Source organism: Mesorhizobium sp. U510 (assembly GCF_059180695.1).
On record NZ_CP180532.1, the window covers coordinates 1,161,566 to 1,184,890 of the forward strand.

At 64.1% G+C, this 23,325-nt stretch carries 22 protein-coding genes; 12 read left to right on the top strand and 10 right to left on the bottom strand.

Annotated elements, in window-relative coordinates:
* The first annotated feature begins 43 nt into the window (after positions 1–43).
* Both pncA and ACLGL5_RS07695 read left to right on the top strand, forming a co-directional pair.
* A complete protein-coding gene (pncA, locus tag ACLGL5_RS07690; RefSeq protein WP_064985256.1) occupies positions 44–658 on the top strand; it encodes a bifunctional nicotinamidase/pyrazinamidase in 615 nt (204 codons plus the stop codon).
* A gap of 45 nt (positions 659–703) precedes the next feature.
* Positions 704–2,113: a sodium:proton antiporter gene (locus ACLGL5_RS07695; RefSeq protein WP_069090699.1), complete on the top strand. Its 1,410-nt coding sequence runs from the start codon at positions 704–706 to the stop codon at positions 2,111–2,113.
* Here ACLGL5_RS07695 and ACLGL5_RS07700 read toward each other — a convergent pair whose 3' ends face one another.
* The 8 genes from ACLGL5_RS07700 to gcvA all read right to left on the bottom strand — a co-directional run bounded on the left by ACLGL5_RS07700 (position 2,114) and on the right by gcvA (position 11,113).
* A complete protein-coding gene (locus ACLGL5_RS07700; RefSeq protein WP_069090700.1) occupies positions 2,114–2,836 on the bottom strand; it encodes an ABC transporter ATP-binding protein in 723 nt (240 codons plus the stop codon).
* Positions 2,833–3,558 carry an ABC transporter ATP-binding protein gene (locus ACLGL5_RS07705; RefSeq protein WP_027047612.1) on the bottom strand — a complete coding sequence of 242 codons (726 nt, stop codon included), beginning with the start codon at positions 3,556–3,558 and terminating at the stop codon, positions 2,833–2,835. The genes ACLGL5_RS07700 and ACLGL5_RS07705 overlap by 4 nt, the downstream gene beginning before the upstream one ends.
* Entirely contained in the window at positions 3,555–4,517 is a 963-nt protein-coding gene (locus ACLGL5_RS07710) for a branched-chain amino acid ABC transporter permease (protein WP_069090701.1), read from the bottom strand. The genes ACLGL5_RS07705 and ACLGL5_RS07710 overlap by 4 nt, the downstream gene beginning before the upstream one ends.
* Positions 4,514–5,395: a branched-chain amino acid ABC transporter permease gene (locus ACLGL5_RS07715; protein ID WP_069090702.1), complete on the bottom strand. Its 882-nt coding sequence runs from the start codon at positions 5,393–5,395 to the stop codon at positions 4,514–4,516. The genes ACLGL5_RS07710 and ACLGL5_RS07715 overlap by 4 nt, the downstream gene beginning before the upstream one ends.
* Before the next feature lie 217 nt (positions 5,396–5,612).
* Complete coding sequence (locus tag ACLGL5_RS07720) at positions 5,613–6,935, bottom strand: ABC transporter substrate-binding protein (RefSeq protein ID WP_064985252.1); 1,323 nt, start codon at positions 6,933–6,935, stop codon at positions 5,613–5,615.
* Between the two features lie 155 nt (positions 6,936–7,090).
* The gene (locus ACLGL5_RS07725; protein ID WP_069090703.1) at positions 7,091–8,527 is read right to left on the bottom strand and encodes a hypothetical protein; all 1,437 of its coding nucleotides are present in this window, start codon (positions 8,525–8,527) and stop codon (positions 7,091–7,093) included.
* 171 nt (positions 8,528–8,698) lie between these two features.
* The gene (pncB, locus tag ACLGL5_RS07730; RefSeq protein WP_069090704.1) at positions 8,699–10,003 is read right to left on the bottom strand and encodes a nicotinate phosphoribosyltransferase; all 1,305 of its coding nucleotides are present in this window, start codon (positions 10,001–10,003) and stop codon (positions 8,699–8,701) included.
* Positions 10,004–10,138: 135 nt separating this feature from the next.
* The gene (gene gcvA / locus ACLGL5_RS07735) at positions 10,139–11,113 is read right to left on the bottom strand and encodes a transcriptional regulator GcvA (RefSeq protein ID WP_019862499.1); all 975 of its coding nucleotides are present in this window, start codon (positions 11,111–11,113) and stop codon (positions 10,139–10,141) included.
* A 210-nt stretch (positions 11,114–11,323) separates the two neighbouring features.
* On the opposite strand from gcvA, the gene speB reads away from it, so the two are divergent.
* The 4 genes from speB (at position 11,324) to ACLGL5_RS07755 (ending at position 14,584) form a co-directional block, all read left to right on the top strand.
* A complete protein-coding gene (gene speB / locus ACLGL5_RS07740) occupies positions 11,324–12,385 on the top strand; it encodes an agmatinase (RefSeq protein WP_069090705.1) in 1,062 nt (353 codons plus the stop codon).
* Between the two features lie 82 nt (positions 12,386–12,467).
* Complete coding sequence (locus tag ACLGL5_RS07745; protein WP_019862501.1) at positions 12,468–13,277, top strand: transporter substrate-binding domain-containing protein; 810 nt, start codon at positions 12,468–12,470, stop codon at positions 13,275–13,277.
* Between the two features lie 6 nt (positions 13,278–13,283).
* A complete protein-coding gene (locus ACLGL5_RS07750; RefSeq protein ID WP_069090706.1) occupies positions 13,284–13,940 on the top strand; it encodes an amino acid ABC transporter permease in 657 nt (218 codons plus the stop codon).
* Positions 13,937–14,584 (top strand): amino acid ABC transporter permease, encoded by a 648-nt coding sequence (locus ACLGL5_RS07755; RefSeq protein ID WP_038651269.1) that lies wholly within the window; start codon positions 13,937–13,939, stop codon positions 14,582–14,584. The genes ACLGL5_RS07750 and ACLGL5_RS07755 overlap by 4 nt, the downstream gene beginning before the upstream one ends.
* 77 nt (positions 14,585–14,661) lie before the next feature.
* Here ACLGL5_RS07755 and ACLGL5_RS07760 read toward each other — a convergent pair whose 3' ends face one another.
* The gene (locus ACLGL5_RS07760) at positions 14,662–15,546 is read right to left on the bottom strand and encodes an AraC family transcriptional regulator (protein ID WP_069090707.1); all 885 of its coding nucleotides are present in this window, start codon (positions 15,544–15,546) and stop codon (positions 14,662–14,664) included.
* A 176-nt stretch (positions 15,547–15,722) separates the two neighbouring features.
* On the opposite strand from ACLGL5_RS07760, the gene ACLGL5_RS07765 reads away from it, so the two are divergent.
* Together ACLGL5_RS07765 and ACLGL5_RS07770 are read left to right on the top strand one after the other, a co-directional pair.
* Positions 15,723–16,586 carry a dienelactone hydrolase family protein gene (locus ACLGL5_RS07765; RefSeq protein ID WP_069090708.1) on the top strand — a complete coding sequence of 288 codons (864 nt, stop codon included), beginning with the start codon at positions 15,723–15,725 and terminating at the stop codon, positions 16,584–16,586.
* A 193-nt stretch (positions 16,587–16,779) separates the two neighbouring features.
* On the top strand, positions 16,780–17,370 hold the full coding sequence (locus ACLGL5_RS07770) for a sulfotransferase family protein (protein WP_494372948.1): 591 nt from the start codon (positions 16,780–16,782) through the stop codon (positions 17,368–17,370).
* A 54-nt stretch (positions 17,371–17,424) separates the two neighbouring features.
* On the opposite strand, the gene ACLGL5_RS07775 is transcribed toward ACLGL5_RS07770, so the two are convergent.
* Positions 17,425–18,828: an MATE family efflux transporter gene (locus ACLGL5_RS07775; RefSeq protein ID WP_069090710.1), complete on the bottom strand. Its 1,404-nt coding sequence runs from the start codon at positions 18,826–18,828 to the stop codon at positions 17,425–17,427.
* A gap of 252 nt (positions 18,829–19,080) precedes the next feature.
* Between ACLGL5_RS07775 and ACLGL5_RS07780 the strand changes: the two genes are divergently transcribed.
* From ACLGL5_RS07780 to ACLGL5_RS07795, 4 genes are all read left to right on the top strand, one after another.
* A complete protein-coding gene (locus ACLGL5_RS07780) occupies positions 19,081–19,998 on the top strand; it encodes an AraC family transcriptional regulator (protein ID WP_069090711.1) in 918 nt (305 codons plus the stop codon).
* A gap of 239 nt (positions 19,999–20,237) precedes the next feature.
* Positions 20,238–21,512 carry an ABC transporter substrate-binding protein gene (locus ACLGL5_RS07785; RefSeq protein ID WP_069090712.1) on the top strand — a complete coding sequence of 425 codons (1,275 nt, stop codon included), beginning with the start codon at positions 20,238–20,240 and terminating at the stop codon, positions 21,510–21,512.
* Positions 21,513–21,635: 123 nt separating this feature from the next.
* The gene (locus ACLGL5_RS07790; RefSeq protein WP_069090713.1) at positions 21,636–22,502 is read left to right on the top strand and encodes a carbohydrate ABC transporter permease; all 867 of its coding nucleotides are present in this window, start codon (positions 21,636–21,638) and stop codon (positions 22,500–22,502) included.
* Complete coding sequence (locus ACLGL5_RS07795) at positions 22,499–23,311, top strand: carbohydrate ABC transporter permease (protein WP_064985241.1); 813 nt, start codon at positions 22,499–22,501, stop codon at positions 23,309–23,311. The genes ACLGL5_RS07790 and ACLGL5_RS07795 overlap by 4 nt, the downstream gene beginning before the upstream one ends.
* The last annotated feature ends 14 nt before the right edge of the window (positions 23,312–23,325 follow it).

Below are 23,325 nucleotides of genomic sequence, written 5' to 3' on the forward strand. Positions count from 1 at the left end.
TTCTACTGGAGCCTGAGCCCAACGCAGAGAAGAAGGAGGCCCAATGGCCGACCAAGCGCTTGTTGTGATCGACCTGCAGAACGACTTTTGCCCGGGCGGCGCGTTGGCCGTGACCGGCGGCGACGAGATCGTGCCGCTGGTCAATGACATGATCCGGCACGCCGACCATGTCGTGCTGACGCAGGACTGGCATCCCGCCGGGCATTCGAGCTTCGCCTCCAGCCATCCCGGCGCGCAACCCTTCTCCGTGATCGAGATGCCTTACGGCCAGCAGACGCTGTGGCCGGACCATTGCATCCAGGGCAGCCTCGGTTCGGATTTCCATTCCGGCCTTGCCTGGACCAAGGCCGAACTCGTCATCCGCAAGGGCTTTCGCCCCGCCATCGACAGCTATTCGGCCTTCTTCGAAAACGACCACGCGACGCCGACCGGCCTCGGGGGCTACCTCAGGGAGCGCGGTATCGACACCATCACCCTGGTTGGCCTTGCGACCGATTTCTGCGTCGGCTTTTCGGCGCTGGACGCCGTCAGCCAGGGTTTCAAGACCACCGTGCGGCTCGACGCCTGTCGCGGCATCGATCTCAACGGCTCGCTCGACGCGATGTTGCAACGCATGCGCGATGCCGGCGTGACGCTCGAAGACCAACTGTCGGACTGAACGGTGGGGCATCGAGGGGGCTTTTCGCGGATCAGTGCAGGCGTGATGGTGGGCGCTGGCATCGCCGTCCCCATGCTGTTCCCGGACGTAGCCGTAGCGGCCGAGGAACATGCTCTGCCCGGTGCCGCGATGTCGCTGTGGTGGGCACTGCCCTTTGCCGGCCTGCTGCTGTCCATCGCCACCGGCCCGCTGCTGTTCCACCCTGTCTGGGAGCATCACTACGGCAAGATCGCGGCCCTGTGGGCGGCGCTGGTCGTCGTGCCGCTGGCGCTCGCCTTCGGGATCCCCCAGGCGGCCGAGGCGGTGCTGCATGCGCTGCTCACCGAATACATGTCCTTCATCATCCTGCTGTTTGCGCTGTTCACCATTTCGGGCGGCATCCTGGTCGCTGGCAACATCCACGGCACGCCGCTGGTCAATGCCGGGCTGCTGCTGGTCGGCGCGCTGCTCGCCTCGGTCATCGGTACGACGGGCGCCTCGATGATCCTGATACGGCCGATCATCCGCGCCAATGATAACAGGCCGTTCAACGCCCATGTCGTCGTCTTCTTCATCTTCCTTGTGTCCAACATTGGCGGCTCGCTGACGCCGCTCGGTGATCCCCCGCTGTTCGTCGGCTTCCTGCGTGGCGTCGACTTCTTCTGGACAACCGCCAACCTTTGGCGCGAGACGCTGTTCGTCGGCGGCCTGGTGCTGGCCGTGTTCCTGGCGATCGACATCATCCTGCACCGGCGCGAGGCCGGCGCGCCGAAGATCAAGGACCCGACGCCGGATTCGAAGGTTCGCATCCGCGGCCTGCCCAACATTCCGCTGCTGGCCGGCGTTATCGGCGCCATCCTGCTGTCGGCGACGTGGAAGCCTGATGTCGCCTTCTCCATTCAAGGCGTGGCGCTGGAACTGCAGAACCTGGTGCGCGACGCCGTCATCCTGGCGCTCGCCTTCGTGTCGCTGGCGGTTTCGCGCAAGGAATACCGCGCGGCGAACGGCTTCAACTGGGGTCCGATCGCGGAAGTGGCAAAATTGTTTGCCGGCATCTTCATCTGCATCGTGCCGGTCATCGCCATCCTGAGGGCCGGTCACGAGGGTGCGCTGGCGCCGCTGGTCGCGCTCGTCACCTCGGCGCAAGGCACGCCTAACGATCTCGCCTATTTCTGGTTGACCGGAGCGCTGTCGTCCTTCCTAGACAATGCGCCGACCTATCTCGTGTTCTTCGAGCTTGCCGGCGGCGATCCACATCACCTGATGACCGAATTCGCCTCGACGCTTGCCGCGATCTCGGCGGGTGCGGTGTTCATGGGGGCCAACACCTATATCGGCAACGCGCCCAACTTCATGGTCTATGCCATCGCCAGGCAGCGTGGCGTGAAGATGCCCGGCTTCTTCGGCTACATGCTGTGGTCCGGGCTGGTGCTGATCCCGACTTTTTTGATCGCGGGCTTTGTGTTCTTCGGCTGATCAGCCGACGCCGACATAGCGCCTGACCGCCGACGGATCGGCGCGCAACTCCTCGACATTCACCGTCTCGCGGTTGCGGCCGTTCTCGATGAACGAGACGCGGTCGGCGACCGAAAGCACCGCATCGACGCGCTGTTCCACCAGGATGGTCGAGACGTCCATCTCGCGCAGCTTAGCCACTGTCTCGCGGATCTTGGCGATCATCGACGGCATCAGCCCTTCCGTCGGCTCGTCGAGCAACAGCACTTGCGGTTCGAGGCACAGCGCACGCGCCATCGCCAGCATCTGCTGCTCGCCGCCCGACAAGGTGCCCGAGCGCTGCCGCAGCCGCTGGCGCAGCAGCGGAAAGAGGTCGAGGACGTTTTCCCGCACGGCCTTGCCCTTGCCGCGCGCCATCAGCCCGATCTCGATGTTCTCCGCCACCGTCATCTCGGCAAACAGCCGCCTGCCCTGCGGCACATAGGCGACGCCGGCCTTCGGCACTTCGTGCGCCGGCAGGCCGGTCAATTCCTGGCCGTCGAGTTTGATCGAGCCCGCGCTCGAAGGAAGCAGGCCCATGATCGCCTTCAGCGTCGTCGTCTTGCCGGCGCCGTTGCGGCCGAACAGGCACAGCACCTCGCTTTTGTTGAGCACGAGGTCGAGACCGTAGAGCACCTGGACCTCGCCGTAGAAGCAGTTCAGTCCGGCGATCCGCAATGCCTCGGCCTTGCTCGTCTCATTCATGGGGCGGTCCCCAGGTAGGCTTGCTGTACCGCCGCGTTCTCGCGGATCGCTTCCGGGGTGCCTTCCGCCAGGATCCTGCCGGCGTTGAAGACGGTAATGCGGTCGGCGAGTTGCATGACGACGGGCATATTGTGTTCGATCAGCAGCACCGTGGCGCTGCTGGCGATGTCGCGCACCAGCACGATGAAATTGTCGATCTCGCTGTCGGCGAGCCCCTGCGTCGGCTCGTCGAGGATCAGCAGGCGCGGCTTGAGCGCCAGGCCCATCGCCACTTCGAGCAGGCGCTGGTGGCCATAGGACAATTGCCCGGCCGGCATATGGGCGCGGTCCGCGAGCCCGGTGCGTTCCAGCGCCGTCATGACAGCGGCCTGTATCGCGCTCTTGGAAGGCCCGTGCCTCAGTGTCAGTTGCACGGGCAGCGCGACGTTGGCGTAAACGGACAGGTTGGCATAGATGCTGGTAATCTGGAACGTGTAGGCGATGCCTTGGCGCACCCTGACATAGGCCGGCATGCCGGTGATGTCGGCGCCATCGAACACGATCGCTCCTGAAGACGGCTGGATGCGGCCGCTGACCATGCTGACGAAGGTCGTCTTCCCCGCCCCGTTGGGGCCGATGACGGCACGGATTTCACCGGGCATCAAGGTGAAGTCGACGTTGTCGACGGCGCGCAGGCCGCCGAAATGGCGCGACAGGCCCTTGGTGGCCAAAAGCGGCGTCATGGCAGCCATCCGAGCCAGCGCTGGCGGATGGTGCCGAGAATGCCTTTCGGGAAAAACAGCACCAGAAGGATCAGCGCAATGCCGACGATCAGCAGATAGGCCGAGGTGTAGCCGCTGGAGACGTCGATGACATAGTACATGAAGACGGTGCCGATCAGCGGCCCGAGCGTCGTGGCGGCCCCGCCAAGCAGCACCCACAGCAGCGGCAGGATAGAATATTGCACCGACGCGAAGCTCGAGCCGACATAGCCGAACAGCAGCGCGTAGGCGGCGCCCGACGCCGCGCAGATCGTGCCGGAGACGACGACGGCCATGAGCTTGTTGGAGAAGGTGTCGTAGCCCAGCATCTTCGTGCGGTCCTCGTTTTCGCGGATGGCGACCAGAACGCGGCCATACCGGGAGCGGACGATGGCCAGCGTAACCAAAAGCACGAGCGAGAACAGCAGCAGTGCGCTCATGTAACGCACGGTCGGGTCGGTGAGGTCCAGCGACGTCGCACCGAGATTGAGGACACGCGCCGACTGCGGCACGACCTGGCCCTGATCGCCGCCGGTCCACGTCGCGAAGTAGAGGATCAACAGCGAAAACACCTGCGCGAACATCATGGTGACGATCATGAAGGCGACGCCCGTGGTGCGCAACGCCAGCAGGCCGATCACCAGCGCCAGCACGGTGCCGCAGGCAATCCCGACAAGGAAGGCCAACGGCACGCCCCAACCGAGCTGGATGATGGCAAGGCCGGCGCCGTAAAGTCCGGCGCCGAAGAACATGGCGTGGCCGAGGCTGAGCAGGCCGACATAGCCGAACAGCATGTTGTAGCCCATCGCGAACACCGCCAGCACCATGATGCGGGCGAGCAGGCCGTGGTAGTACTCCGGCAGAACGAAGCTCAGCGCGAAGAGCAGGGCGATCACGCCGAGATGCAGCGCATAGGCCTTTGCCGGCGAAGCTTCGCTCATCGCGATGCCGTCCCGAACAAGCCTTGCGGCCGGAACACCAGCACCATGGCGACCAGCAGCGTGGCGATTATTTTGGCCAAGGTCGGCGAGAAGAACATCGAAATGATGCCGTCGGAAAGGCCGATCAGCACGGCGGCAACGACGGTGCCGCGCAGCGAGCCGAGGCCGCCGATGATGACGACGATGAAGGACAAGAGCAGCGGATCCTGCCCCATCAGGTAATGCGCCTGACTGATCGGCACGATCAGCACCGCGGCGATCGCCGCCAGCATGGCGCCGAGCGCGAATACGCCGCCATAGACGCGGTCGACCGGAATGCCGAAGGCTTGCGCGGTCTCGCTGTCATACTGGGTGGCGCGCATGATGAGGCCGATCCTGGTGCGCGTCAGCACCAGCCACGTCGCGAGCAAGAGAAGCGCGGAGGCGGCAATGACGGACAGTTTGTAACCGGAGTAGCCGAACCACGGCAAAAGGATGCGGTAGCTGAAGGGCGGCTCCACCGGCCGCGCCTCCGGGCCATAGAAGGTCAGCGCCAGCTGCTGGATGATGTAGAGCATGCCGATCGTGGCGACGATGGTGGCTTCCGGATTGTAGTTGAGCCGGCGCAGCACCAGCCGTTCGGCCACCAGCGCAATGGCGCCGACGATCAGCGGCGCGATCACCAGTGCTGCCAGGAAGCCGAGCGCGGGGTGACCCGATATCGCCGTCGAGATCGCCCAGGCGAGCACTGCGCCCAGCATGAAGAACTCGCCATGCGCAACATTGACGACGCGCATGACGCCAAACACCAGCGACAGCCCAAGCGCGGTCAACGCCAGCACGGCTGATGTGACGAGGCCTTCGAGGGCGGCGAGGAGAAGGTGGGGACCGAAGTGCATCGGCTAGGCACCGAGGGATGCGCGAGGCACCCCCCTCTGCCCTGCCGGGCATCTGCCCCGCAAGGGGGGAGATTGGATGTCGTCTCTGGTTTCGCCAATCATCAACGCTGGCGGATGGGCGCTGCCACACAAACTGCCGATCTCCCCCCTTGCGGGGGAGATGTCCGGCAGGACAGAGGGGGGTGCCTTGGCGCTCACGCTCGCTAGATGGCTAAGCCTAAAGCGCCTGCTTCGTATAGTCCCCCTCGGCCTCGTAAAGCCCGTCCTCGATCTTGGTCTTGTGCACCACCTTCAGCTTGCCGCCTTCGACCTTGGAGATATTCTGGATGCCGAAGCACTGGTGGATCTTGCCGTTGAAGGTCTTTGGCCCCTGCGGATGCTCCGGACCTTCGGCGAAGGCGGTCAGCGCCTCGGTCGCCTCGACGAGCTTGGCACGGTCCTCCGGACCCTTGTAGCCGGCATCTTCCATCGCCTTCTTGACGACATAGAGCGTTTCCCAGCAGCCGAACATGTGCGCCGCGGTGGAAACGTCCTTGGGATCGCCGACCGCCGCTCCATTGTCGTCGATGCCGACGGCGGCGCGGTAGGCCTTCTGCGCAGCGCTATCATCGGGCTGGGCGTAGCGTGGCGAGCCTTCCCAGAAATGGCTGCCGTCCAGGAATTCCAGGCCGGGGCTGTTGATGTCGGTGGCTTCGAGCGAATCGATGAAGCCGAACAGCTGCGGCCGGTTGGAGCCGTAGAATTCGCCGAGCTCCTTGACGAAGGTGAGCACGGCCGGGCCGACCATGACGTGGTAGATCACCTCGGTCTCGGGCGGGATCTGCGGAAAATATTTGGTGAAGGAGGATTCCGTCGGCGGGATGGCGATCTGCGCGATGACCTCGGCGCCTTGCGCCTTCAGCGCCGGCGGCAGGTAGTCGCGATGGTCGTAGCCGAAGGCGAAATCCGGGAAGATCTGCGTCACCTTCTTGCCGGCATTGGCCGCGATCCACGGCGCCATCGACTGGATCTGGCTCTTCACGTCGGTGATGCCGGGCTGGAAGACATAGCGGTTGAGCTTGGTCGAGGCGACGTGGTGGCCTTCGCTGACGACGAAGTAGGGGATTTTGGCCTCGCCGGCGGCGGGCGCCGAACCGATGACGACATGCGAGAACAGCGTGCCGAAGACGATATCGGTCTTGTGCTGGGTGGCGAATTTGCCGACGACTTCCGCACCACGGCCGGGATCGGTGCCGTCATCCTCGATGATCACCTCGACCTGACGGCCATTGATGCCGCCGGCGGCGTTGATCGCCTTGACCGCGGCAGCGGTGGTCTTCTCGTACCAGCGGCCATAGGCGGCGCCGATGCCGGTGCGGTGCGACTGGAAGCCGATCTTGATCGGCGCCGAACTCTGCGCCTGGGAATAGCGGACGAAACCGGGCGCCACGGCAAGGCCGGCGCCCGCGGCCAGGCCCTTCAGTGCGGTGCGGCGGGTGAGGCCAGTCTTGGAGATGAGGCCAGTCTTGGAGAGGTCGAAAAATCCGTTCTTGTCAGCCATGTTCGTTCCCCTGTTTTTTCAGTCTTGACCAACGATAGTGCGGGTTCGGCATCCTCGCTCGGAGGTTGCGGAAAATTGCATGTGTACAAACTAAATCACCAAAGCCCTGATGTGGCAAGCGAGCTTTCCCCAACGACATCGGGGCCGCCCTTTTGTCATCCGACGGTCGGCGTGGCAAGCAGCCAGAGGCCGAAGACCGTGTAGGCGATCATCAGCAGGGTGAGCGGAAACTGGCTGAGCGCGGCGCGGGCGGGCTGCGGATGCAGGCGCCAGGCAAAGCCGTGCGCGACGAGGACGGCGAGCACATGGCCCAGGATGATGGCGCCGGCCTGCATGTTCCACAGCCACCAGGCCGACTCCGCGCCGGCGACGATGCCGGCCTCGACCTGTATGTCGGCGGAGCCGAACAGGTTCCAGCCCAGTGCGAACGGGTCGGACAACGAGGCTAGTGCATACTGGCCGTCGACCAGCAGCGCCGTTAGATAGTGTGCGACATGGTAGGCGAGGGCGATCGGCACGATCGACCACACCAGCAGTCCGGCCGCCTGGCCAAGTGGCGGACCGCTGCCGGCCAGGCGCTGGCCGAGCCAGACCGCGAAAAGGAACACCGCTGCCAGCAGCACGAATGTCAGAACGAGCCCAAAAGTGCCGCTACCGATCACCGCCGTGCGGCCCGGGAATTCAAGCGGATTGACGCCGAACAGGCCGAGCCAGAAGAAGGTTTTCGACAGGCCGTCGAAGGAGACCGAGGACAGGGCCAGCAGCAGGAAGGCGATGCCGCTGGGCGGCAATGGCTCCGCCGCCAGCAGCTTGGCGGCCGGCCAGCACAGTACTAGCCGGCCTGCCTCGTCGCGCTCGACCGGTGCAAAGCGCGCCACCATGGCGAAGAACGCGGTCAGGAACTCGCCGCTCCGGCTCCAGTCGCGATAGCCGAAGGCCAGCATGGCGAGGAATGTGAACAGCCAGTAGAGGCCGGCGGCAAAGGCGAGCCGTGCCGGGTCGTCGGGCGCCGCATCGATCAGCTCGAACCAGGCAAAGGCGAAGAACAGCATGACGGCAGGCCAGCAGCCGACCCATCGTGGAAGGCGCCAAGGTCCCTCATCGTCTGTGCTGAGCAGGCGCGAGACGAGGCGCCGCGGCCCATACCAAGGGTTCAGCCATGACCAGAGATCGCCGAAAACCCCTTGCAACAGCGTCAGGCCGGCCCAAAGCAGCGTCCAGATCACCAGCGGCAGCGGGTTGGAGAGCGGGTCGCGGCTGCCGAAAAGGCCGGCGGCGACGAGAATTGCAAAGCCGGCAAAGCATATCAGGCTGATGGCGCTGCGGGCGCTGTCGCCGAGGGTGAACAGCGGCAGGCGCCTACGCCAGAAACGGTCGAGGGAGGCCGCGGGCAGCAGTGCCAGCACGAGAAAGCTGACGGCCACGGCGAATGCGCCGCCGATCAGGTAGTAGCCGGTTGGGAGGAGCAGGACGTGGCCACGGTCGGAGGCGTGGGCGAAGGCGGGTGTGGGGGCGATAAGCAGCGCGACAAACAACAAGGCCAACGACAGGCAACGGCACTCTACGGCGCCCCCCTCTGTCCTGCCGGACATCTCCCCCACAAGGGGGGAGATCGGCAGTTGACACGATCGGCGCCCTTCTTGCGACGTTGAAAATTGGCGAAAGCGGAGATCACAGCCGATCTCCTCCCTCGGAGGGGAGATGTCCGGCAGGACAGAGGGGGGCGCCAAGGAACTCGACCTATCCAAGAGCCCGCCTGTTCTTCACACCTTGACCAGTTGCTCCACCCGGTCCTTCTCCCCAAAAATCCTGAGATACCGCTGAATTTCCTTCTCATCCCCCGTCGCCTTGGCCGGGTTGTCGGACAGCTTCACCGCCGGTCTGCCATTCGCTTCCGTCACCTTGCAGACCAGCGATATGGCATCGAGGCTGTTGGTTTCGGTCGGCGCGCAGCCTTCGAAATCATTGGTGAGGTTGGTGCCCCAGCCGAAGGACATGCGCACCTTGCCCTTGAAGTGGCGGTAGGTCTCCTCGATGGTTTCGACCTCGAGGCCGTCGGAGAAGATCAGCAGCTTCTGCTTCGGGTCCTTGCCCTTCTCGCGCCACCAGGACAGGATCTTTTCGCCGCCCTCGATGGGCGGCGCGCTGTCGGGGCGGAAGCCTGTCCAGTCGGCCACCCAGTCCGGCGCGTCGCGCAGGAAGGAGGCGGTGCCGAAAGCGTCGGGCAGCACGATCAAAAGATTGCCGCCATAATAGCGCTGCCAGTCCTGCAGCACCTTGTAGGGGGTCTGTTTCAGCTCCTTCTCCGAATTGGCAAGGGCGGCAAACACCATCGGCAATTCATGCGCATTGGTGCCGAGCGCTTCGAGGTCGTTGTCCATGGCCAAAAGCACGTTGGAGGTGCCGGTGAAGGCTTCGCCAATGCCTTCCTTCAGCGCCTCGACGCACCAGCGCTGCCACAGGAAGGAATGCCGCCGGCGCGTGCCGAAATCGGAAATGCGGATACCGGGCAGCGCCTTCAGCCGCTCGGTCTTAGCCCACATCTTGGCCTTGGCGCGGGCGTAGAGCACATCGAGCGCGAACGGCCCGAAGGCCCGCATGGCGGCGCGGGAGCGCAGCTCGTTGATGATCGCGAGCGCCGGGATTTCCCACAGCGTGGTGTACATCCACGGGCCGCTGAAGGAGAGCTCGTACTGGCCGTCGCGCTTCGACAGCTCGTAGTCGGGCAGCCGGAAGCCTTCCAGCCAGGCGAGGAATTCCGGTTCGAAGATCTGCTTGCGGCCATAGAAATTGTTGCCGCCGAGCCAGATCATTTCCTTCTTGGAGAAGCGCAAGGTGCGGGCATGGTCGAGCTGTTCGCGCAGTTCACCTTCGTCGATCTCGTCGGCAAGACGCACCGAGGTGGTGCGGTTGATCAGCGAGAAGGTGGCGTCGACCTTGGGGTACATGCCCCAGATCATCTGCAGCATCAAAAGCTTGTAGAAGTCCGTGTCGAGCAGGCTGCGCACGATCGGGTCGAGCTTCCAGGTGTGGTTGTAGACACGCCGCGCAATATCGGTCTTAGCCATGTTTCAACACCGCCTTCGCTGCCTGCCATCCATAACCGCGACAGGCCTCATAGCATCGAATTGGCCAAAGCGCTGCCCGCTTTCAGGCTGGCCCGACAAAAAGAACGGCCTGCGCATGGCCATGAGCAGCCGGTCTCAGCCGACCGCCTTCGCGCCGATGACCTTGAGTTGCGGACGCTTGCGGCGGCTGATGATGCGGCCGGCGACCGGAGCGTCGGCACGGCCGTCATCTCCGGCCTTCTCGGCAAACAGCCAGTCGATAAACACCTGCACGATCGGCGTCGCGCGCATCTCGTTGCGGCAGACGACATAGAAATCGTCGACCGCCGGCACCGAAAGGCTGAACGGCGCGATCAGCATGCCCCTGGCCAGCAGCGCGCTTGCCGTCACGGAATCGCCAAGCGCCACGCCATGGCCATGCACCGCCGCCTCGGCCGCCATGCGCGCGTCGCCCAGATGATGGCGGCGGCCCTTTTCGAGGTCCAGCGCATCGGCGGCCGCCAGCCAGGTGTGCCATTCGCGGCCGTCGTCGCCATGCAGGAAGACATGGTCGGCCAAGTCCCTGACGCTGCGGATCGGCCGGTTGTTGATCAAAGTCGGGCTGACCACGGGAAACAGCTCCAGCCCCGACCATTTGCGCATCCAGCAATCGGCCCAGCTGCCATCGCCATAGTGCACGCAGACATCGATATGCGGCGCACGGATATCCCTGGGGTCGTTTGAGGGGATCAGCGTCAGCTGGATGTCGGGATATTGCGCGGTGAAGCTGCCCAGCCTCGGCGTCATCCACAAAAGCAGCAAGGCCGGCACGCAGGATACCGACAGCGCGCCGCTGCTGGCCGGCCGCGTAAGCCGCTGCGTGGCGGCGGCGATGCCGTCGAAGGCGGTCGATACCGCCGGCAACAGCTCCGCGCCATGCGGCGTCAGCCTGACCCGCTGGCCAATACGCTCGAACAGCTTGACGCCAAGCGACTGCTCCAGCGCCTTGATCTGGTGGCTGACGGCGCCATGCGTGACATTCAGTTCACTCGCCGCCTTGGTCAGTGAGCCATGGCGCGCCGTTGCCTCGAAGGCGCGCAGCGGGTTCAGGGGTGGCAGGCGCTTGACCATGGACGCTCGGCTTCTTTGTGAGATTTTCTCACAGGAAACACCCTAACAATATCAATTGCTTTTTCAATTGGGCTGCCGGACACTTCGGCTCGAAATAACACCAAGACGTGAAATCTGCAGGCAGCCAGCGGGACAGCGACCCGGCCGGATGACGGCCGGTTCGTTTGAGATCGCCGACGGCGGCACTGCATCAGCCCAGGAGGAGCGGATATGGGTTACGATCGCGGCAAGCTCGACGCGTTGCGCCGCAAGTATGGCGAGAGCCATGGCGGCGAGATGTTCGACCCGAAATTCCGCAAGGTCGCCGACAAGATCTTCTCCAAGTCGGGCACAAGGCTGGCGCCCTATTCCGGCATCCCGACCTTTCTCGCCGCGCCCTACCGCGAAATCGCTGCCGAGAACCCGGATTTTGGCGAGTTGCAGGTGGCCATCATCGGCGTGCCGATGGATCTGGGCGTCACCAACCGGCCCGGTTCGCGCTTCGGGCCGAGGGCGCTGCGCGCCATCGAACGCATCGGCCCCTACAACCACGTGCTGGAATGCGCGCCGACGCATGAGCTTCGCGTTGCCGACATCGGCGACACGCCATTCCGCAGCCGCTACCGGCTGGAGACCAGCCATGAGGACATCGAGCGCCGCACCAACCAGATCGTCGATGCCGGCGTCATCCCGCTGTCGGTCGGCGGCGACCATTCGATCAGCCATCCGATCCTGAAGGCCGTCGGCAAGAAGGCGCCGGTCGGCCTCATCCATATCGACGCCCATTGCGACACCAGCGGCCTGTTCGACATGACCAAGTTCCACCACGGCGGCCCGTTCCGCAACGCGGTGCTCGACGGCGTGCTCGACCCGACGCGGACCATCCAGATCGGCATCCGCGGCTCGGCCGAATATCTCTGGGAGTTCACTTACGAGTCGGGGATGACCGTGGTGCACGCCGAAGAGGTGACCGGGATGGGCATCCCCGCCATCATCGAGAAGGCGCGCAAGATCGTCGGCGACGGCCCGACCTACGTCTCCTTCGACATAGACAGCGTCGATCCCGCCTTCGCGCCCGGCACCGGCACGCCGGAAGTCGGCGGCCTGACGACGCGCGAAGTGCTCGAGCTGCTGCGAGGCCTCAAGGGCCTCAACATCGTCGGCGGCGATGTCGTCGAGGTGGCGCCGCAATATGACGCCACCACCAACACCGCGCATGCCGGCGCCCAGGTGCTGTTCGAGATATTGAGCCTGATGGTATTCAGCCCGGCCATCACGGGCAAGCGCGCCTGACACCTGAACCAGTAAAGGCGGCCGCCGCGCTGGAGCCGGCAGCCGCCTCAAACAATCAAGAGCTTCCAGAAGGGGAATAAGAATGACAATCCACTCGACACTGAAATCATCCATAGCCGCCATCCTAGTGCTCGGTGCCGCCGGCCTCGGTCTCGCCACCCAGGCGGCCAATGCCGACGCGCTGGCTGACATCACCAAGGCCGGCACCATCAATGTCGGCGTCTTCGCCGACTTCCCGCCCTTCTCCTCGGCCAGCGCCGATATGAGCCTCAAGGGCTACGACATGGATGTCGCGCAATACATCGCCGACACGCTCAAGGTGAAGCTCAATCCGGTCGCCGTCACCGGCCAGAACCGCATCCCCTATCTCAACGACCATCGCGTCGACATACTGATGAGCGTCGGCTACTCCAAGGAGCGCGAGCAGGTCATCGACTTTGCCGCCGCCTACGCGCCCTACTACATCGCGGTGATCGGTCCGGCGGCGATGTCGGTCAAAGGCAAGGAAGACCTTGCCGACAAGTCGATCGCCGTCAATCGCGGCACGCTCGAGGACACCTCGCTGACCGAGGCCGCGCCCGCCTCGGCCGACATCAAGCGCTTCGACAACTACAATTCGGTCATCCAGGCCTTCATCTCGGGCCAGACCCAGCTGATGGTCGTCGGCAACGATGTCGGCGCCCAGGTGCTGGCCAAGCAGGATGCGCTGAAGCCGGAGCAGAAGTTCCAGCTGCTGACCTCGCCCTCGCATATCGGCCTCAACAAGAACGAAGACGGGCTGAAGAAGGCGGTCAACGACGCCATCGCCAAGATGCTGGCCGACGGCAAGCTGGACGAAAGCTCGAAAGCCTGGCTGAAGACGCCGCTCAACCCCGACAACCTCAAGGATTGAGTCGCCGTGGCCTTTGCCTGGCTCCCGGGTGCCTTGGGCGACATCGCGCATGGCGCGGCCACGACGATCCTGCTGATCGCCGTGACCACGCTGGCCGGCACGCTGCTAAGCATCCTGGGCGCCGCCGGACGGCGGAACGGTCCCGTGCTGCTGCGCCGGGCCATCGGCTGGTATGTCGAGGTGACGCGCAACACGCCGTTCCTGGTGCAGCTGTTCTTCATCTTCTTCGGCCTGCCGAGCCTCGGCATCCGGCTCGACCCGATCCTGGCCGCCATGCTGGCGATGACGCTCAACATGGCGGCCTATACGATCGAGATCGTCGGCGCCGGGCTCGATGCCGTGCCGGGTGGGCAGACGGAAGCAGCCCTGGCTCTGGGGCTCAGGCCCCGCCAGGTGTTCATCAAGATCGTGCTGCCGCAGGCGCTCAAGATCATCTATCCGGCGCTGACCAGCCAGATCGTCATCATGATGCTGGAATCGGCCGTCGTGTCGCAGATCGCGGTGCGCGAGCTGACCTATGAGGCCGATATGCTGCAGGCGCGCACCTTCCGGTCCTTCGAGACCTATTTCGTCGTGACGCTGGTCTATCTCGCAATGTCGATGGCCTTGCGCCGGCTTCTGGTCACCGGCGGGCGCCGTGCGCTCGGAGCGGGCGTGTCATGATCGAGTTCACTTTCTGGGACATCGTGCGCAACCTTCTGCTGGCCACACGCTGGACGGTGCTGCTGTCGCTGGCCGCCTTCGTCGGCGGCGCGCTGGTTGGCATGGCGGTGCTGTTCTTCCGGATCTCCAAGCATAAATGGAGCCGCCGCCTTGCCTCGGGCTACATCGCCCTCTTCCAGGGTACGCCGCTGTTGATGCAGCTCTTCCTGATGTTCTTCGGCCTGCCCATGCTCGGCCTGCGCATCGAGCCCTGGACCGCGGCGGTGCTCGGCCTCACCTTCTTCGCCAGCGCCTATCTCGCCGAGATCTGGCGCTCCGGCGTCGATGCCTTGCCGCGCGGCCAGTGGGACGCTGGCGCCAGCCTCGGCCTGCACTATCTGCAGGAGCTCAGGCTGATCATCCTGCCACAGGCATTCTCGATCACCCGCGCGCCGACGGTCGGCTTCCTGGTGCAGCTGATCAAGTCGACGGCGTTGACCTCGATCATCGGTTTCGAGGAGCTGGTGCGGACCTCCAACGCTATCAACAACGCCACCTTCGAACCGTTCAAGGTCTACGGGCTGGTGGCGCTGATCTTCTTCCTCATGTGCTTCCCGCTGACGCAATATGCCCGTTCGCTCGAAAAGCGCGCGGCTGCCCGCTAGATCCAGGCGGAATAACCGAGGTGGAGTGGACGGCTTGTCCGCGTCTTGCGATCAGAAGGGACAAGCCGCCCCAAGGGCTATTTCAGAGGCAGGAAGAGCTCAACGACCACTTCGTGCAGTGGCCCTTCCGCGAGTCGCGACAGCCGGCGCTGGCAATAGACTGGAAAGTCGCGCACGTCCTCGCCGCTGGCCGGAAGCCATTCCCGATAGAGGTAGAGTGCCGCGGGTTCGAGATTGTTGGTGTTGCCGGGGTAGCGCAGCACCGCGCAGCGTCCGCCGGGGATCACGCCGGCCTTCATCTGCCCGTCATTCTCATCGATCGGCTGATCGGTCCCAACACAAATGTCCATGCTGTAGTCAGCCGCGATTGCGGGCTCCCTTTCGGAACGGAAGATGTTGAAGGTCGGGCTTGTCTCGGGCGACAAGCCCGCCGCCTTGCGCCAGGCGATGAACCGCTGGATGGTGTCCTGGAGTGTCGCCCGGTCTCCGCGATGCTCCATGATCGCCACCGGTGTGGGCGGCACATCGCGGATCGTCACGTCGTCGGGTTCGAAGATTATCTGCATGAGCGTGTTCCTTGCTTTGTCGAAAGGCCCGAAGGCCATGAGCCACGCCCCCCAGTCGGGAGATTTCCGAAACGACGAAGGCGACTGTCCGAACCGTTGCCGAAAGGCGCGGGCGAAGGCATCCGGTGCGTCGTAACCGGCATCCATCGCTATATCGGTGACGCTTTGGGCGTCGCTCGCGGCAAGCCTGTGCGAAGCGCGCTTCATGCGGGCGAGTTGGACATAGCGATGCACGGACAGCCCGAAGGTGGCCATGAACTGCCGGTGGAAATGGAATTTCGAGAACGCCGCGACGCCGCTCAACGCTTCCAGGCCCAGATCGCCGTCCAGATGCTGGTCTATGTGGTCCAGCACCCGCTGCATCCGGGCATGATAGTTTTCAAGCGCCGCCTTCACCGTCTCTTCCTCCGTGGCAGCACCAGATAGACGCTCCCAGATATGTCGCGCTCGACCGATCTTGCCATTTTGGCCTCGTCGGTTTCCCTATCTTCACCACGCAACCGTGATTTGCGGTAAGCCGCGCCGCGCCTCACTGTGAGCGCAACGGCTTCCGGGAGGGAGGGGCGTTGGCCATGCAGGCGAAATATCGTGTCGCTCTCGCGGGCCTGTTTGCCTTTTGGATGATACAGCCGGCCGCGGCCGCCGACCAGGCACCCGATCGCATAAGCATACCGGCCGACGGTAAGAACGAGCCGGCGACGCTGGACGCAATGCTGTTCAAGCCGCAAGGGCAAGGGCCATTTCCGGCGGTCGTGGCCATGCATGGCTGCAGTGGCCTATGGAGCAGTAAGAACGGGGCGGAGCTCAGCCCGCGCCATGCCGATTGGGGCCGGCGCCTGGCCGCTCTCGGCTATGTCGTGATCTTTCCGGACAGTTTCGGCTCGCGCGACCTTGGACCGCAATGCAAGAACGGCGACCGCGAGGTCGAACCCTACCGCGAGCGCGTGGAGGATGCCAATGCCGCCCGCCGCTATCTGCAGACGCTGCCCTATGTGAAGCCTGCCGCCATCGCCTTGCTTGGCTGGTCGAATGGCGGCTCGACCGTTCTTTACACGGTCCGGCCGAAGGATAGGCCGAAGCCGGATTCGCCCGACTTTCGCGCGGCGGTTGCCTTCTACCCCGGCTGCAGGGCTCCGGCCGAAAATGGCGATTGGGCGACCCGTGTGCCGCTGCTGATTGTGATGGGCGAGGCGGACGACTGGACACCGGCCGCGCCGTGCAAGGCGCTGGCCGACGCCAATCCCGACAGCGTCAAGCTTATCCTCTATCCCGGCGCCTATCATGATTTCGACAATGAGGCGCAAAAGCTCCACGAACTGCATGGGCTGGCCTATACCGCCAATGGCGACGGCGTGGCCCATGCCGGACTGAATCCGGCAGCCCGTGCAGCAGCGCTCAAGGACGTGCCCGACTTCCTCGCCGGGCTGAAGCAATAGGCGACATCGGATCAACCTGACTGTCACCGGGCTACGGGGCTACGCGGCCCGAATTATGTGCAAGACAGGAATATTATTCACGGCTAATCTTCCAGCGCTGACCACCGATCCTGTGGGAAACCGCCTGCGGGTGCTGCTCGCAAGCGATTGATCTGCAGCAGCAGACCTGAATCGGGGAACTGTGTTGATAAGGGTGATCGGAACGGGCTTTGGCCGGACAGGAACGGACTCGATGCGCGAGGCGCTGACGATCCTTGGCTTCGGCCCGTGTCACCACATGTACGAAGTCATGGCCAATGAAGACCAGAAGCGGCTTTGGCGCGCTCTGGCCCAGGGCGCGGCGCCAGAATGGAATCAGCTGTTGGCCGGCTACGCATCCTGCGTCGACTGGCCCTCGGCGCACTATTGGCGTGAGCTGATCGACTTCTATCCGGACGCACGGGTCATTCTGACATATCGCTCGCCGGAAAGCTGGTGGGCAAGCTTCGAGGAGACGATCCTGGCGGGCATCAACCAGAGTACGGATCAGGAATTGCTCGGTCTTGCCTTGATCTCCAGGCAGGTCTTCGGCGGCCGGGCGCATGATCGCGCCCATGCCATCGCCGTTTACGAAGCCAATGTAGGGGCAGTCATTGCGACAGTGCCACCGGGTAGGCTTCTGGTCCACAATCTGGGAGACGGATGGGAGCCGCTTTGCCTCCATCTCGGTGTGCCGGTGCCGGACCGGTTGTACCCCAATCGCAACAACACCAAGGACTTCCGGTCGGCTCTCGGACAGAACTAGCTTGCCCCACGTCTGCAAGTGTTGATGACCGCTGGCGGCCACCGGCCGTCTGGTTCAATGCCCGAACGCCAGCGGCGGTGCCAACCGATCCCGCCGCAGCCAGCGCGCCAGGAGCAGCGCCGCCACCACGGCCAGCCCCGACGACAGGCCGATCCAGATGCCGACGCCGTGGAAGCCGAAATGGAAGGCGAGCAGCACGCCGAGCGGCAGGCCGACGCCCCAATAGCCGATCGCGGCATAGATCATCGGCACCTTGGTGTCGTGCAGGCCGCGCAGCATGCCGGCGGCCACCGCCTGCGCGCCGTCGAAGACCTGGAACAGTGCGGCAAACACCAGGAACGACACGGCAAGCGCGATCACCCGGGCGTTGGCCGGGTTGGCGAGATCGATGAAGGCGCTGATCAAGAGATGCGGCCACAGCACCATCACCAGCCCCATCAGTGCCATGAACGAGACGCTGATGACGAACGCGGTCCAGCCGGCGCGCGACACGCCCTCCGGATTGCGGGCGCCATGCGCAAGCCCGACGCGCACCGTCACCGCCTGGTTGAGACCGAGCGGCACCATGAAGGAGATCGAAGCGATCTGGATGGCGATGGCATGCGCGGCCAGCGAATCCGCGTCGATCAGGCCCATCAGCAGGGCCGCCGCGTTGAAGATCGTCACCTCGAAGGCAAGGATGCCGGCGATCGGCAGGCCAAGCCGCAGCAGGCCCTTGAAGCGCGGCCAGTCGGACCGCCAGAAGCGGCCGAACAGGCGGTAGCACCGAAACCTCTTCTCCAGCATCACCACGAGAGCCATGCCGATGAACATCAGCATGCTTGACAGCGAGGTGGCGAGGCCTGAGCCGGCAATGCCCATCGCCGGAAAGCCGAGATTGCCGAACATGAACACCCAGTTGAACAGCGCGTTGCAGGCGACGGCGACGAAGACGATGATCAGCGCCCAGCCCGGCCGCTCCAGCGCCGAGATGAACGAGCGCAGCACGATATAGCCGTAGAAAGGCAGCACCGCCCATTCCAGCCAGCGCAGGTAGATGCCGGCCTGGTGCGCCAGCGCGGGTTCCTGGCCCATGGCCAGCAGGATCGCCTCACCGTGCCAGAGCACGATCCAGATCGGGATCGAGATCAGGATCGCCAGCCACAGGCCCTGGCGCACGGTGCGGCGCAAATCGCGCACCGAATAGCGGCGGCGGCCGAGCTCGGTGGCGATCATCGGGGAGGTCGCCAGCATCAGGCCGAGGCCGAAGATCAGCGGCATGAAATAGAGGTTGGCGCCAAGCGCGCCGCTGGCCAGCGTGTCCGGCCCGAGCCTGCCCATCATCATCACGTCGGTGGCCGTCATCGCGGTCTGGCCGAGATTGGTCAGCACCATCGGCCAGGCCAGCGCCAGCGTCGCCTTGATTTCCTGACGCCAAAGATTTTCCGGCGCGCGAGCGCCGGCTTCGATCGCAGACATTGTTCCGCTCTTTCAAGGTTGCGGCGCATCGGCATAGGCCGGAAGCCGCATTGCAAACGGCAAAACCTTCGGTTTCGCGGCGTTTGCGCCGTCTATTGAACGAAATGCGACATGATGGCAAGGGAGGAGGAGCGGGCACCGATTGAGCCAGCGCCATTCCAGGGGCTACCGTCGCCTCGTTCCCTTGCCGGCCGCTGGCTGCTACGGATTGCCGTGGAGACCGGCAGCCAGCGAACCCGCCGGGAGGAACGGATGGCGTTCAGGCAGCGAAAAAACACGGCCGCGATCCCGCGCACGGCGCCCGCTTTCGAGCACATCGTGACCGAAGCGAGCGACAGTTTCCTGTGGCGGCTCGATGACTATCCCTGGGAGCGCAATGTCTGGAACTTCCATCCGGAATACGAAATCCATCTGCTGCGGAAATCCTCCGGCGTGGTCCTGGTCGGCGATCACATCGGCGAGTTCGGGCCGGGCTACCTGACCATTGTCGGCGGCGGCCTGCCGCATGACTGGGTGACGGCGGTGCGGCCGGGCGAGTTGATCGAAGGCCGCGACATCGTCCTGCAGTTCGATGCGCAGAGGCTGCGCGGCTCGGTGGGCCTGCTGCCGGAACTGCGCGAACTGGAGCCGTTCCTGGAGCGGTCGCTGCGCGGCATGGTCTTCCACGGCCGCACGGCGCTGGAAGGCGCCGAGCTGATGGAGCGGATGGGAACCGTGCATGGGCTCGCGCGCCTCTGCCTGTTCCTCGAACTGGTCGACCTCCTGGCCAGGACCGACGAATACGAGCTCTTGTCGTCGCCTGACTTTTCGCCGGTTCTCGACGCCGCCTCGCTCGACATCATCCAGCGCACCCTGACCTATCTGTTCCAGCATTTCGCCGAGGATCTGAAGCTGCCGGACGTTGCCGAACGCGCCGGGATGAGCGAGAGCACATTCTCGCGCTTCTTCCAGAAGAACACCGGCAACTCCTTCAGCGACCACCTCGCCAAGCTCCGGCTCTGGCAGGCCTGCAAGCTGTTGGCCGACACCGACGTCGCGATCACCGACATCTGTTTCCAGGTCGGCTACATGAACATCTCCAACTTCAACCGCGCCTTCCTGCGCAAGCACAAGATGACGCCGTCCTCCTATCGCAAGCTGTCGCGGCAGCGGCTGACGATGCGCGCATAAGCACGGCCTAAATCAGCGGCTTTCACGCGATCGATACTCATGTGACGGACTTCGTTGAAGGGTGCCGTATTTTGCGCTGCACAATGCATAAAAGTACAGGTTTGCTGCAACGGGGCTTCTAGCTTGGCCCGGTTGAACTCCGCATTTTGGCGATGGGTGGCTTGTCGTTCGGGCGATGGTGAGGATCGCGAAGCCCGAGGACTTGCGCTTCCTGCGAATGTTCCTGGAGGAGAAAATCAATGAAACCAATTCGGCTCGCTGCGGGCTTGGGCGCAGCTTTCATGCTTTCCGCTACCGTATCAACCATCGCGCTGGCACAGGCGCCGGTCTGCTCGGCGCCGGTCAAGGTGCTGGCGCAGCCGCGCGACGGCCTGACGCTTCTGGAGGACTCCAAGGCCGAGTTCGAGAAGCTTGCCGGCGCCGGCTTCCAGATCGACTATCTGAACGAAAACGACCGCCGGGCGAAATCGCGCGCCGATGCGTCCACCGTCGGCAATTACAACGTCTACTATGTCGACGAAGCCAATGTCGCATTGTTTGCCTCGTCGAAATGGATCGTGCCGCTGACCGATTATTACCCGGCTGACTATGACTATGCCGACTTCGATCCCGGCCGCCAGAAGGTCGCCACCTTTGACGGCAAGGTCTGGTTCGCGCCGCTGACAGGCGGCGGCGACCTGATGGTCTACCGCAAGGACGTGCTCGAGGCCGCCGGCATCCAGCCACCCAAGACGCTGGACGAGCTGATCGCCGACGTGCCGAAGCTCACCAACCCAGACAAGGGAATGTATGGCATCGCGCTGCGCGGCGCGCGCGGCTCGGGCGCCAATGTCTGGCGCTGGATGCCGTTCTTCAAGGCCTATGGCGGCCAGTGGTTCGATGGCGACAAGCCGGTCTTCAATTCGGACGCCGCCGTCAAGGCGACCGAAACCTATCTGAAGCTGTTCAAGGATTCGGCGCCCGGCACGCAGACCGGCAGCTGGGACGAATCGACCGGCGCCTTCCTGTCGGGCCAGGTCGCCATCCTCGTCGAATCGACGCCGCTGTCGGGCATGGCGGTGGACCCGAAGACCTCGCAGGTGGTCGGCAAGATCGGCTTCCTGCCGCCGCCCTCGCCGCTGCCCGGCGGCGGTTACGGCCATGGCCTCGCCATCGCGGCGAAGGCCAATGCCGACGACGCTTCGAAGAAATGCGCCGGCCTGTTCATCGCCTGGGCGACATCGAAGGAAAACGAGAAGCGCCGGCTCGACGCCCACCAGTTCGGCGAGTTGAACCGCACCAGCATCCTGTCCAGCAAGGAGTTCGCCGACATCTACGGCGCCGATCTCGGCCAGGCGCTGGCCGAAACCGGCAAGGTCACCGCGGTCAACTTCTGGCAGGATCCGCGCTGGCCCGATCTCGGCGACCGCTGGGGCATCATCCTCGAGGAACTGGTGACCGGCACCCGCACCGACATCAAGGGCGGCCTCAACGAACTCGAGGCCTATGCCAACGAGCTGGCGAAGAAGAAGTAGGGCCCGCCCGTGGCGCGCGGTCCGCGGCATTATCCGCAATGCCGGGACCTGCGCGCCACGGGGAATTTGCCCAACGAGGAAATCATGCCGACACGATCGAGACGCAAGCGAGGATAGATGCCAATGGCCCGACGCACGTCGCTCCCTGTCACCTTCGTCGTTCCGACCATTGCCATCCTTCTGGTGCTGTCGATGGTGCCGACGCTCTACGCCATCGTCATCGCCTTGCAGAATCGCGAGTTGAGCACACCCGATTATTCCTGGGTCTGGCTGTCTAACTTCGTCGACCTCTTCCTCGACCGCCGCTTCCTCAACGCGGTCTGGGTGTCGGTGAAGTGGGAGATCGTCACTGTTGTCGCGACCATGGTGGTGGCGATCGGCCTCGGCGTGCTGATGTTCGAGGTCGCCAGCCCACGCCTACGCAATATCTACTGCCTGCTCTTCATCATCCCGGTGCTGTTGCCGCGCGTCTCGGCGGCCTTCGTCTGGAAGTTCGCCTATCACCCTCTCTACGGCATTGCCACCTATCCCTATAGGCAACTGACCGGTGGGCTAATCTTCGACCCGCTGTCCAAGCCGGCGACGGCCTTGTTCGCCGTCGCTTCGGTCGATGTCTGGCAATGGGGGCTGTTCTTCGCCGTCATCGTGCTGAAACTGCTCGAAACCTTGCCGCCGCAGCCGATCGAGGCGGCGCGGCTCGACCATGCCAAACGCTGGCAGATCCACGCCTATGTCACCTTGCCGATGCTGAAGGCGCCGTTGATCAGCCTGATGTTCGTCAAGATGATCGAATCGCTGCGCTCCTTCGACCTGATCTATGTGATGACCCGCGGCGGACCGGGCGTGGCCACCGAGACGCTCGACATGTACGCCTTCTCGCAAGGCTTCATCGAGTCCGGCAAGGTCTCATACGCCTCGGCCATGGCCGTGCTGATGATGATCGCCACCGTCATCACCTTCACCATGCTGTGGAAGCGGGTGCAGGCATGAGACCGGGTCGCCTGATCGGCAAGGCCATATTGGCGCTGGCTGGATTCCTGGCCGTGTTTCCGCTGCTGTGGACGGCGCTCAATGCGCTGAAGAACAATGTCGACATCATTACCCGCGTGCCGCGCCTGGTGTTCACGCCGACATGGGCCAACATCGGCTACATCCTCGGCCGCGACAGCGTGCTCACCGGGCTCTACAACTCGGTCGTCGCCTGCGGCTCGGCCGTGCTGATCGGCATCGTGCTCGGCCTGCCGGCGGCTTACGCGGTGGCGCGCTATCCCAACCGCTGGGCCGGCGACATCCAGTTCTTCGTGCTGTCGCTGCGCTTCCTGCCGCCGGTGGCGGTCGCCATCCCGCTGATGGTGATCTGGCTGCAGGTCGGCCTCTACGATACTTTGCCGGCGCTGATCATCACCTATTCGTTGCTCACCATCTCGGTGATCATGTGGCTCGCCATCCCCGCCTTCCAGAGCGTGCCGAAAGACATCGAGGAAGCCGCCTTCGTCGACGGCTACGGCGCCTATTCGGTGTTCTGGCGCATCGCGCTGCCCGTGGCCGCCCGCTCCCTGGCAGGGGCGGTCGCCTTCAGCTTCGTGCTGGTCTGGAACGAATTCCTGATCGCGCTGATGCTGTCCAGCTCCAATGCCAAGACCTTGCCGATCGTCGCCTCGGAACTCTCCCAGCAAGGCATGAACGTGCCATGGGGCATTCTCAACGCCTCGGTCGTGCTCCTGTCGCTGCCGCCGCTGCTGTTCCTCGGCGTGCTCAGCGGCTTCCTGAATTCCGTTTTCCGGCAAAAAAAGACTTGATGTGAGGATTTCCC

Excerpts from the sequence above, each read along its gene's own strand:
- pncA (WP_064985256.1), top strand. The coding sequence starts at position 44 with ATGGCCGACCAAGCGCTTGTTGTGATCGACCTGCAGAACGACTTTTGC.
- gcvA (WP_019862499.1), bottom strand. The coding sequence starts at position 11,113 with ATGGTCAAGCGCCTGCCACCCCTGAACCCGCTGCGCGCCTTCGAGGCA.
- speB (WP_069090705.1), top strand. The coding sequence starts at position 11,324 with ATGGGTTACGATCGCGGCAAGCTCGACGCGTTGCGCCGCAAGTATGGC.
- ACLGL5_RS07745 (WP_019862501.1), top strand. The coding sequence starts at position 12,468 with ATGACAATCCACTCGACACTGAAATCATCCATAGCCGCCATCCTAGTG.
- ACLGL5_RS07715 (WP_069090702.1), bottom strand. The coding sequence starts at position 5,395 with ATGCACTTCGGTCCCCACCTTCTCCTCGCCGCCCTCGAAGGCCTCGTC.
- ACLGL5_RS07705 (WP_027047612.1), bottom strand. The coding sequence starts at position 3,558 with ATGACGCCGCTTTTGGCCACCAAGGGCCTGTCGCGCCATTTCGGCGGC.
- pncB (WP_069090704.1), bottom strand. The coding sequence starts at position 10,003 with ATGGCTAAGACCGATATTGCGCGGCGTGTCTACAACCACACCTGGAAG.
- ACLGL5_RS07780 (WP_069090711.1), top strand. The coding sequence starts at position 19,081 with ATGGCGTTCAGGCAGCGAAAAAACACGGCCGCGATCCCGCGCACGGCG.
- ACLGL5_RS07755 (WP_038651269.1), top strand. The coding sequence starts at position 13,937 with ATGATCGAGTTCACTTTCTGGGACATCGTGCGCAACCTTCTGCTGGCC.
- ACLGL5_RS07785 (WP_069090712.1), top strand. The coding sequence starts at position 20,238 with ATGAAACCAATTCGGCTCGCTGCGGGCTTGGGCGCAGCTTTCATGCTT.
- ACLGL5_RS07695 (WP_069090699.1), top strand. The coding sequence starts at position 704 with ATGGTGGGCGCTGGCATCGCCGTCCCCATGCTGTTCCCGGACGTAGCC.
- ACLGL5_RS07720 (WP_064985252.1), bottom strand. The coding sequence starts at position 6,935 with ATGGCTGACAAGAACGGATTTTTCGACCTCTCCAAGACTGGCCTCATC.
- ACLGL5_RS07765 (WP_069090708.1), top strand. The coding sequence starts at position 15,723 with ATGCAGGCGAAATATCGTGTCGCTCTCGCGGGCCTGTTTGCCTTTTGG.
- ACLGL5_RS07775 (WP_069090710.1), bottom strand. The coding sequence starts at position 18,828 with ATGTCTGCGATCGAAGCCGGCGCTCGCGCGCCGGAAAATCTTTGGCGT.
- ACLGL5_RS07795 (WP_064985241.1), top strand. The coding sequence starts at position 22,499 with ATGAGACCGGGTCGCCTGATCGGCAAGGCCATATTGGCGCTGGCTGGA.
- ACLGL5_RS07710 (WP_069090701.1), bottom strand. The coding sequence starts at position 4,517 with ATGAGCGAAGCTTCGCCGGCAAAGGCCTATGCGCTGCATCTCGGCGTG.
- ACLGL5_RS07725 (WP_069090703.1), bottom strand. The coding sequence starts at position 8,527 with ATGTCCGGCAGGACAGAGGGGGGCGCCGTAGAGTGCCGTTGCCTGTCG.
- ACLGL5_RS07700 (WP_069090700.1), bottom strand. The coding sequence starts at position 2,836 with ATGAATGAGACGAGCAAGGCCGAGGCATTGCGGATCGCCGGACTGAAC.
- ACLGL5_RS07790 (WP_069090713.1), top strand. The coding sequence starts at position 21,636 with ATGGCCCGACGCACGTCGCTCCCTGTCACCTTCGTCGTTCCGACCATT.